This window comes from Noviherbaspirillum sp., from assembly GCF_035944575.1.
In the GTDB taxonomy this organism is placed as follows: domain Bacteria; phylum Pseudomonadota; class Gammaproteobacteria; order Burkholderiales; family Burkholderiaceae_D; genus Noviherbaspirillum.
In genome coordinates, this window is the sequence record NZ_DASZBA010000086.1 from 1 (window position 1) to 8370 (window position 8370).

An 8370-nucleotide genomic window follows, 5' to 3' on the forward strand; every position below is an offset into this window, starting at 1 on the left:
CGTCGTTCTCTACGAAGCCCCGCATCGCATCGTCGACACCATCGAAGCGCTGGCGCGCAGTTTCGAGCCGACGCGCCGCATCGTGTTCGCGCGCGAGTTGACCAAGCTGTTCGAAGAGATCCATCGCTGCACGATTTCTGACGCCGCCGCCTGGCTGGCTCGGGATCCGCATCGCGAGAAAGGCGAGTATGTGCTGCTCCTCGAAGGCGCGACTGCCGACACGGAGTCCGGCGATGCCGAAGCGGAACGTATATTGCGCATACTTTTGACCGAATGTCCGGTCAAGCAGGCAGCCTCGCTGGCTTCGCAGATCACGGGCCGCAAGAAAAACGCGCTGTACGACCTGGCACTGCGCCTGAAGGACGCGGACCGGTGACAGACCGCACCCTCCTGTTCAATCACTAGCGCTGCACGATCATCGGCCTCGCTGCGCCCATCTCCTGCATTTGCTGCGCCGCGCTTGCCGCTTCCGCACGCGATGCAAACGGGCCGCTGTGCAGACGGTACAAGGTCCCCTGCTGCATTACCTCGATCGGCGGCAGCTCGGCGCGGTGCTTCTGCATCAATCGCGCGCGTGCCGCTTCCGCGTTGGCGGCTTGGGCGAACGCACCAAGCTGGATATAGAAACCGGGCGCCATGGGTGGCGCGGCCTGCTGGGTGACCGCGGGCTGAATCTCACTCGATGCGATCGTGGAGATCGGCGGCAGGGCCGGCGCGGCGACGGTCATGACGATGGCGCCATCCGACGGTGTACCGACTGCCAGTGCCGGCTGCATTGCGGCCGGCGCGGCAGTTGACGATGCGGCCAATGGCGCCTGCTCACGCTTGGCGGCGAGAGGCATGATCTCGTCGGGCAGCAGGCGCTCCACTTCGAGTTGACTGCTGCCTTTTTCCAGATAGCTGAGCTTCAATGCCGCGGCATACGACAGATCAATGATGCGGTTTGAAAGGAATGGACCGCGATCGTTTACGCGGACGATGACCTGCTTGCCGTTGGCGAGATTGGTGACCCTCGCATACGAGGGGATCGGCAGGGTCGGATGCGCGGCGGTGATCTTGTACATGTCATACGGCTCGCCGGAGGATGTTTTCTGGCCATGAAATTTCTTGCCGTACCAACTCCCGACGCCCTGCTGCTTGAGCGGCCTGTCGTCGGTGATGGGCGTGTAGGTCTTGCCGAATACCGTGTAGGGCTGATTGCCGCGCTTGGCATAGGGTTCTATACGAGGTTCGGGGTCGGGCTGATCCAGCAATCCCGGCGGTATGCTGTCGCCGGGGCCGTCGTCCTGATAGTAGCCGCCGCGACCGGAACCCGCGGGGGGCAAGGCGGGAATGGCATTTGATGCGCTTTTGGATGGCGCCGACTGGCGTCCGGGTGTTGCAGTGGCAGGTGGCTCGGACAACTGCACCGAGCTGCCGCAACCATATAGCGATAAAACCGATAACAGCAAGGCGCTGCTACGCACGATGCGCTTCTTTGCAAGCAGTTGCATTGCATTCTCTCCCTGATGGCTTGTGAACACGTCAGTTCAGGCTTGCTTGCTCGCCTGCTGTCCATGTCATCCTGATTCTTTTACAACCCTCAGGATTCTAGCCATTCGTAAAGAGTATTCCAATCGGAAATACCCGCAACGCGCATGCTTTTTTGTGTCAGTGTGTAATCACGCGGAGCGTGCCATGCAGTGTCGATTGCATTGCGGCCTGGATGGCACGCGCATATATTGGCCGCGTTAAACCAGCATCAGCTCTGCACAAGCTTCCTGTGACGCTGAATGCTCATCAGTATGCCCATCCCAAGCCCCAGGGTCATGAATGCCGTACCACCGTAGCTCATGAACGGCAGGGGCACACCTACCACGGGAAGGATGCCGCTCACCATGCCCATGTTGACGAAAGCGTACGTGAAAAAGATCATCGTGATCGCGCCGGCCAGCAGCCTGCTGAACAGCGTTGGCGCATTCGCGGCGATCAGCAAGCCGCGTCCGATGAGCAGCAGGTACAGCACGAGCAGAACGGTGTTACCGATCAGGCCGAACTCTTCCGAATAAGCCGCGAAGAGGAAGTCGGAAGTACGTTCCGGGATGAATTCCAGATGTGTCTGCGTGCCATTGGTCCATCCCTTGCCGGAGATGCCGCCGGACCCGATCGCGATCATGGATTGAATGATGTGGAACCCGGTCCCGAGCGGATCGGTGGTGGGATCGATCAGCGTCATGACCCGCTGACGCTGGTAGTCGTGCAACATCGACCATGCCACTGGCAGGCTTGCCAGTCCCAGGGCGGTCAGCGTAGCGAGAACCTTCCATGGCAGGCCGGCGAAGAAGATGACGTAGAAGCCGGCAGCCAGCACCAGCAATGCGGTGCCCAGGTCCGGCTGGCGCATGATCATTACACCAGGGATGGCAAGGATGATGCCCGCCACCAGAAAGTGATGCCATTGGATCATTCCCTCGCGTTTCTGGAAATACCAGGCCAGCATGAGCGGCACGGCAATCTTCATGATCTCGGATGGCTGGATCACGACGCCGACATTGACCCAGCGCCGCGCTCCTTTCTTGACCAGGCCGAACATCGCGACTGCCAGCAAAAGGGCCACTCCGACCGTGTAGATGGGTACCGCAAAGCGCATCAATGTCTGGGGCGGCATGATCGCCGCAATCCACATCACCACAAAGGCGATCAGGGTATTGCGCATGTGATCTTCAAAGCGGCCGGGCGCATCCATGCCGGCCGAATACATGGTGAGCGCGCTCACCGAAAGAATCAGGAAGATGATGAGTGCGAGCGTACCGTCAAACACCATGACGTAAGGCTTGATGGTGGGCCAAATGGTGCGCCGCTCGGAAAATTGCATGCTTGTCATTAGTGCTGGTCCCTGCCTGCTCCGGTGTCAACGGCTGCCGGCGCCGGCGCGCGTTTCTGGTTCTTTGCCGCAGCGGCTTGCGCGGCATTGGGCGCGGCACCATGCGCATGGGGTGCAGCGGCTTTTTCCACCGGCGCTTCCTTCTGCTCGGGCCGCTTGCCGAGCAAATAATAATCCATCGCGATACGGGTGATCGGGGCGGCTGCCGCAGCGCCGAATCCGGCATTTTCGACAATCACGGCAATCGCAATGCGAGGATTCTCGGCCGGTGCAAACGAGCTGTAGAGCGAGTGATCGCGATGATGCTCGGCCAGCTTCTTGGCGTCGTATTTTTCGTTCTTCTTGATACCGATCGCCTGCGCGGTACCGGTCTTGCCAGCGGACGTGTATTCGGTCTTGGCGAATGCACGTGACGATGTTCCTTCCTTGGTCACGCCGACCATTGCACGCTTCACGAAATCGATGTTTTCCTGTTTCAGATTGATGCGATAGCTTTCCTTCGGCACCGTCAGGGTGCGCTCCTTGCTGACGCTGTCTTCGATCGTCTTGACGAGGTGGGGCTTCATCACCACGCCGTTGTTGGCCAGATTGGCGATGGCATGCGCCATCTGCAGCGGGGTGAACGCGTTGTATCCCTGTCCGATGCCGATCGAGATCGTCTCGCCCGCATACCACTTTTTCTGCTCCGGCCTTTTATATGCGGCCCGCTTCCACGCAGTCGACGGCAGCAGACCGGTACGCTCGTTATCGAGGTCGATGCCGGTCAATTGCCCGAAACCGAACGGCTTCATGAAGTCGTGGATCGTGTCGACGCCGAGGTCGTTCGCAAGATTGTAGTAATAGGTATTGCAGGACACCACGATCGATTTGTACATGTCGACCACGCCATGACCGTCCACCTTGTCGTCGCGGAACTTATGGCTGCCGAACCAGAAATAACCGGGATCGGAAATGGTATTCGACGGCGTGCGCTTGCCGGTTTCAAGCGCGGCGAGCGCCATGAATGGCTTGTAGGTGGAGCCGGGCGGGTAGCTGCCAATCAGCGGCCGGTTCAGCAGCGGCCTGTCGATCGAGGTATTAAGTTCCTCCCATGTCTGCTGATCAATGCCGTCGACGAATACGTTCGGGTCATATGTCGGCTTCGACACATAGGCAAGAATGTCGCCGGTCGACGGCTCGATCGCCACCAGCGCGCCGCGTCGATCGCCAAACGCCTCTTCGATGATTTTCTGCAGCTCGATGTCGATGGAGAGAATGAGGTTATTACCCGGCACCGCCGGTGTCCGCGACAACGAGCGGATTGCCCTGCCCCCGGCGGTCACTTCGACTTCCTCGTATCCGGTCGTGCCGTGAAGGACCTTCTCATACTTCTTTTCCAGTCCTTCCTTGCCGATGTAATCGGTGCCGACATAATTCGCCGCGTCCTCGGATTCGGCGATGCGCTCGGCATCCTTGCGGCTGATGCGCCCGATATAGCCGATCACATGCGATGCGGTATCGCCGAGCGGGTATTGCCGGAACAGCCTTGCCTGGATTTCGACGCCTGGAAAGCGATAACGCTGCGCAGTAAATCGGGCCACCTCTTCGTCGGTGAGGCGGGTGCGGATCGGCACGCTTTCGAAGTTCTTCGCTTCTTCCAACAGACGGCGGAAGCGCTTGCGATCCTTGGGCTGAATTTCCACCAATGCCGACAAGCCGTCAATCACCTTGTCGAGCGGTTCGTTGACCTTGGACGGAGTGATCTCCAGCGTGTATGCGGAAAAATTGCGGGCCAGAACGACGCCGTTGCGGTCCAGTATCAGACCGCGGTTCGGCACGATGGGAGCAACCGAAATCCGGTTGTCTTCCGCCTGCCCATGGTAAGTCTCATGCCTGACGACCTGCAGCCAGAAAAACCGCGACAATAGAATGCCGAACAGGACCAGCACGAATATGCCCGCTACCGACAGGCGCAGACGAAATAAATGTACTTCCCGTTCCGTGTTCTTAAACTCAGTCATTCGTTCTTCAAGCCGGCAGATCTTCAGGGCGCAAATTCGCGCGAAGCATGTTTGAACAGCAACTCAAGCGTGTCAGGCAATCAGATCGGCCGGGTGTCATCGCGATTGACTGCACGCCGTTGCGGTGCGAGCAGTATCCAGGTGATGACCGGCCACAGCGCCGCCGTCGACAGGCTTTCGGCGAAATACGTCCAGCCTGCAAATTTGCCGCTGACCATCAACCGGATCACGAGTTGCACCGATTGCATCAGCAACAACAGCGGCAACACATGCAGCACCTGCGTCCATACCCGGAACCACAGCACCCTGCGATGCATCATGATGGCAAAGTAGGACAGCAGCGTGTACGACAACGCGTTCTCACCGAGCAACGCCGCGTCGTGCACATCCATCAGCAAGCCCATGGTGAACGCAATCCCGATACCCACCTTGCGGGGCTGATGAATACTCCAGAAGATCAGCGCCAGTGCAACGAAGTCAGGCACGCCTACCCAGTAGCCATAGGGCAGCAGATTGAGCAAAAAAGCAATGATCAGGCTGCCGGCAATGAATAACGGATTGACCGGCAGCAGGATGTAGTGAGGACGGTTCATGGCGTCGGCCTTTGCTTCTCGGGGACGGCGGCAGGTGAAGCAGCAGATGCGGCGGGAGCGGGCGCAGCAGCAGCGGGTGCGGCCGGGGCCGGGCTTGCCGCATCCTTGGCGCCTTCAGTGCGTTTTGGCTTCGCCTTTGCATCCTTCTTCGGATCGTCGGGAGGCGGACGCTGTGCCACCGGAGGCTCGGTCAACAGAACCAGCAACTGGCGGTTGCGGTCAATGCCTGCCAGAGGTTGGCATACGATGCGGGCAAACGCATCGGACGATTTGCTTTCCACCTGGGTCACCTTGGCGACCGACAAGCCGGCGGGATAGACGCCGTCAATGCCAGACGTCACCAGCAAGTCGCCGTTCTTGATATCCGCATTGGCCGGCATGAAGCGCAGATCGAGCGAACCCGAATGGCCTTGTCCGTAAGCAATGCTGCGCAAGCCGCTGCGCACCACCTGGACCGGAATCGCCTGGTCCTTGTCGGTCAGCAGCGTGACTTCCGCAGTGAACGGAAATACGCGGGTGACCTGTCCGACCACGCCGATATCATCGATCACCGGCTGCCCGGGCGCAACACCATGCCGGCTGCCGCGGTCGAGTATGACCTTCCGGGTGAAGGCATCGCGGGCGTCGTACAGGATCTCGCTCATGATGGACTTGACCGGCAGGCGTTCGTTGGCGTCGAGGAGCTTGCGCAGTTGCGTATTCTCCGCCGACAACTGCCGCACCTGCTGCAGCGTCTGTGCATTTGCCAGTTGTTCCTGTCGCAGCCTCAGGTTTTCCTTCTGCAACGAGGACAGTGCGGAGAAGTAGTCGCCGATGAAGTAGGCGGCGTCGCGCGGCATCAGTGCCGCGACTTGCAGCGGGTACAACACCGTGGCGACGGTTTGCCGGATCATGCCCAGCGAGCGCAGGCGGGAATCGGCAATCAGCAAGCCAATGGCGATCAGCGCGAAGATCGTCACTTTGGCGCGGGCGGAGGCGCCTTGCTTGAAAAGTGGCGGCGGGCTGTATTCCATTAAATGTTATCTACCAGTTTCAAGGGCGCCTAGCAGGCTGTTGACAACGATCGCGAAACCACTCTTCGGCCTGCGCCGCATGACGTATATCGGACATGCAGCCTGGCCAACCCGCTCGCCACAATCTTCAGTCATCTGCCAGGATCATGCTGTTTCGCGATACGCGCCATCCTGATGCATGGCCGCGTATCGTCGGGAGCAGGATGTTTTACTCGTACGAGAAAATCGAACCCAGCTTGTCCATCCGCTCCAGCGCCATGCCGGAGCCACGCACCACGCATGTCAGCGGGTCTTCAGCCACGATCACCGGCAGGCCGGTTTCTTCCATCAGCAGACGGTCGAGATCGCGCAGCAATGCGCCGCCGCCTGTCAGCATCATGCCTTTTTCGGCGATGTCGGCGCCCAGTTCGGGAGGCGTCTGTTCGAGCGCGTTCTTGACGGCCGAAACGATATTATTGAGCGGGTCGGTCAAAGCTTCCAGAATTTCGTTGCTGGAAATGGTGAACGAACGCGGAATGCCTTCCGACAAGTTGCGGCCCTTCACTTCCATTTCCTTGACTTCGGAGCCCGGGAAGGCGGAACCGATTTCCTTCTTGATGAGTTCGGCGGTCTGCTCGCCGATCAGCATGCCGTAATTGCGGCGGATGTAGTTGACGATCGCCTCGTCGAACTTGTCGCCGCCGACGCGCACCGAACCCTTGTAGACCATGCCGCCGAGCGAAATGATGCCCACTTCCGTCGTGCCGCCGCCGATGTCGACGACCATCGAGCCGGTTGCATCGGACACCGGCAGTCCGGCGCCGATCGCCGCAGCCATTGGCTCTTCGATCAGATATACCTGGGATGCACCGGCGCCGAGTGCGGATTCGCGGATGGCGCGACGCTCGACCTGGGTGGAACCGCAGGGAACGCAAATGATGATGCGTGGCGACGGCTTGAACAGTTTCGAGTCGTGCACCATGCGGATGAACTGCTTGAGCATCTGTTCGGTGACGGTGAAGTCGGCGATCACGCCATCCTTCATCGGACGAATCGCTTCGATATTGCCCGGAACCTTGCCCAGCATCTGTTTGGCTTCCTTGCCGACCGCCTGAATGGTCTTCTTGCCATTCGGACCGCCCTGCTGGCGGATCGCGACTACCGACGGCTCGTCCAGAACAATGCCCAGTCCACGCACATATATCAGGGTGTTGGCCGTGCCGAGATCGATTGCCAGGTCGTTAGAAAAATAACTGCGTAAGAATCCAAACATGTGTTGTCCCGATGCGCAACAATGATGCGCGAAGCATTGAAGGTTGAATGTCCGCCCACACGGCATACACTGGCGGCTGTGAGGCAGTAGCCCAGCATTCTACCTTATAATTTAGCTGAAATTAGCTGGCGGAAATACCAAAAATACGAGCTGAACACGCCTTTTTGATAAGCTTTTGCCAGAACTAAAACACTTTTGTTTTTAAAGATTATTTCTTATGCACGGCTTGCACGTGCCCTCCGACATGTCCCTCGAACTCAATGATGTAAAACGTCTTGCCCGTCTCGCGCAACTCGACCTGAATGAAGATCAGGCTTCCCGCACCCTCGACAAGCTCAACGGCATCTTTTCGCTCGTTGAACAAATGCGTGCCGTCGATACAACCGGCATCGAACCGCTCAATCATCCGATCGCTGCCCACCAGAACAATGTGGCGTTGCGTTTGCGCGACGACGCCGTCACGGAACCGGACCGACGCGACGACTATCAACAGGTAGCGCCCGCCACGCAGGACGGCCTATACCTCGTGCCGAAAGTCATCGAGTAACCGAATCGACAATAACGGCTTGCCGAAAGCACATCACGAAAGAACATCGGGCCCCTGTTGGCCATCCATTTATGCATACGAAATCCCTAAAAGAACTTTCCG

General features: G+C 58.9%; 7 protein-coding genes and 1 pseudogene. 2 read left to right on the forward strand and 6 right to left on the reverse strand.

The annotated features are described in order from the left end of the window. Positions 1–376: pseudogene (locus tag VGU61_RS04985) on the forward strand (rRNA (cytidine-2'-O-)-methyltransferase); the annotation flags it as partial. A 25-nt stretch (positions 377–401) separates the two neighbouring features. Here VGU61_RS04985 and VGU61_RS04990 read toward each other — a convergent pair. The 6 genes from VGU61_RS04990 to VGU61_RS05015 form a co-directional block, all read right to left on the reverse strand. After that, complete coding sequence (locus VGU61_RS04990) at positions 402–1493, reverse strand: septal ring lytic transglycosylase RlpA family protein (RefSeq protein WP_326857998.1); 1092 nt, start codon at positions 1491–1493, stop codon at positions 402–404. A 248-nt stretch (positions 1494–1741) separates the two neighbouring features. Next, on the reverse strand, positions 1742–2854 hold the full coding sequence (gene rodA / locus VGU61_RS04995) for a rod shape-determining protein RodA (RefSeq protein ID WP_326857999.1): 1113 nt from the start codon (positions 2852–2854) through the stop codon (positions 1742–1744). A gap of 8 nt (positions 2855–2862) precedes the next feature. Then, positions 2863–4863, reverse strand: coding sequence for a penicillin-binding protein 2 (gene mrdA / locus VGU61_RS05000; RefSeq protein WP_326858000.1), 2001 nt, complete (start codon positions 4861–4863; stop codon positions 2863–2865). An 80-nt stretch (positions 4864–4943) separates the two neighbouring features. Continuing rightward, entirely contained in the window at positions 4944–5456 is a 513-nt protein-coding gene (mreD, locus tag VGU61_RS05005) for a rod shape-determining protein MreD (RefSeq protein WP_326858001.1), read from the reverse strand. Beyond that, positions 5453–6469 (reverse strand): rod shape-determining protein MreC, encoded by a 1017-nt coding sequence (gene mreC / locus VGU61_RS05010; protein ID WP_326858003.1) that lies wholly within the window; start codon positions 6467–6469, stop codon positions 5453–5455. The genes mreD and mreC overlap by 4 nt, the downstream gene beginning before the upstream one ends. 208 nt (positions 6470–6677) lie before the next feature. Then, positions 6678–7721, reverse strand: coding sequence for a rod shape-determining protein (locus tag VGU61_RS05015; protein ID WP_326858004.1), 1044 nt, complete (start codon positions 7719–7721; stop codon positions 6678–6680). Positions 7722–7965: 244 nt separating this feature from the next. Between VGU61_RS05015 and gatC the strand changes: the two genes are divergently transcribed. Beyond that, positions 7966–8268 carry an Asp-tRNA(Asn)/Glu-tRNA(Gln) amidotransferase subunit GatC gene (gene gatC, locus VGU61_RS05020; protein WP_326858005.1) on the forward strand — a complete coding sequence of 101 codons (303 nt, stop codon included), beginning with the start codon at positions 7966–7968 and terminating at the stop codon, positions 8266–8268. Positions 8269–8370 lie beyond the last annotated feature (102 nt).

Coding starts and splice junctions, on each gene's coding strand:
- mreD (WP_326858001.1), bottom strand. CDS start 5,456: ATGAACCGTCCTCACTACATCCTGCTGCCGGTCAATCCGTTATTCATT.
- rodA (WP_326857999.1), bottom strand. CDS start 2,854: ATGCAATTTTCCGAGCGGCGCACCATTTGGCCCACCATCAAGCCTTAC.
- mreC (WP_326858003.1), bottom strand. CDS start 6,469: ATGGAATACAGCCCGCCGCCACTTTTCAAGCAAGGCGCCTCCGCCCGC.
- gatC (WP_326858005.1), top strand. CDS start 7,966: ATGTCCCTCGAACTCAATGATGTAAAACGTCTTGCCCGTCTCGCGCAA.
- mrdA (WP_326858000.1), bottom strand. CDS start 4,863: ATGACTGAGTTTAAGAACACGGAACGGGAAGTACATTTATTTCGTCTG.
- VGU61_RS04990 (WP_326857998.1), bottom strand. CDS start 1,493: ATGCAACTGCTTGCAAAGAAGCGCATCGTGCGTAGCAGCGCCTTGCTG.
- VGU61_RS05015 (WP_326858004.1), bottom strand. CDS start 7,721: ATGTTTGGATTCTTACGCAGTTATTTTTCTAACGACCTGGCAATCGAT.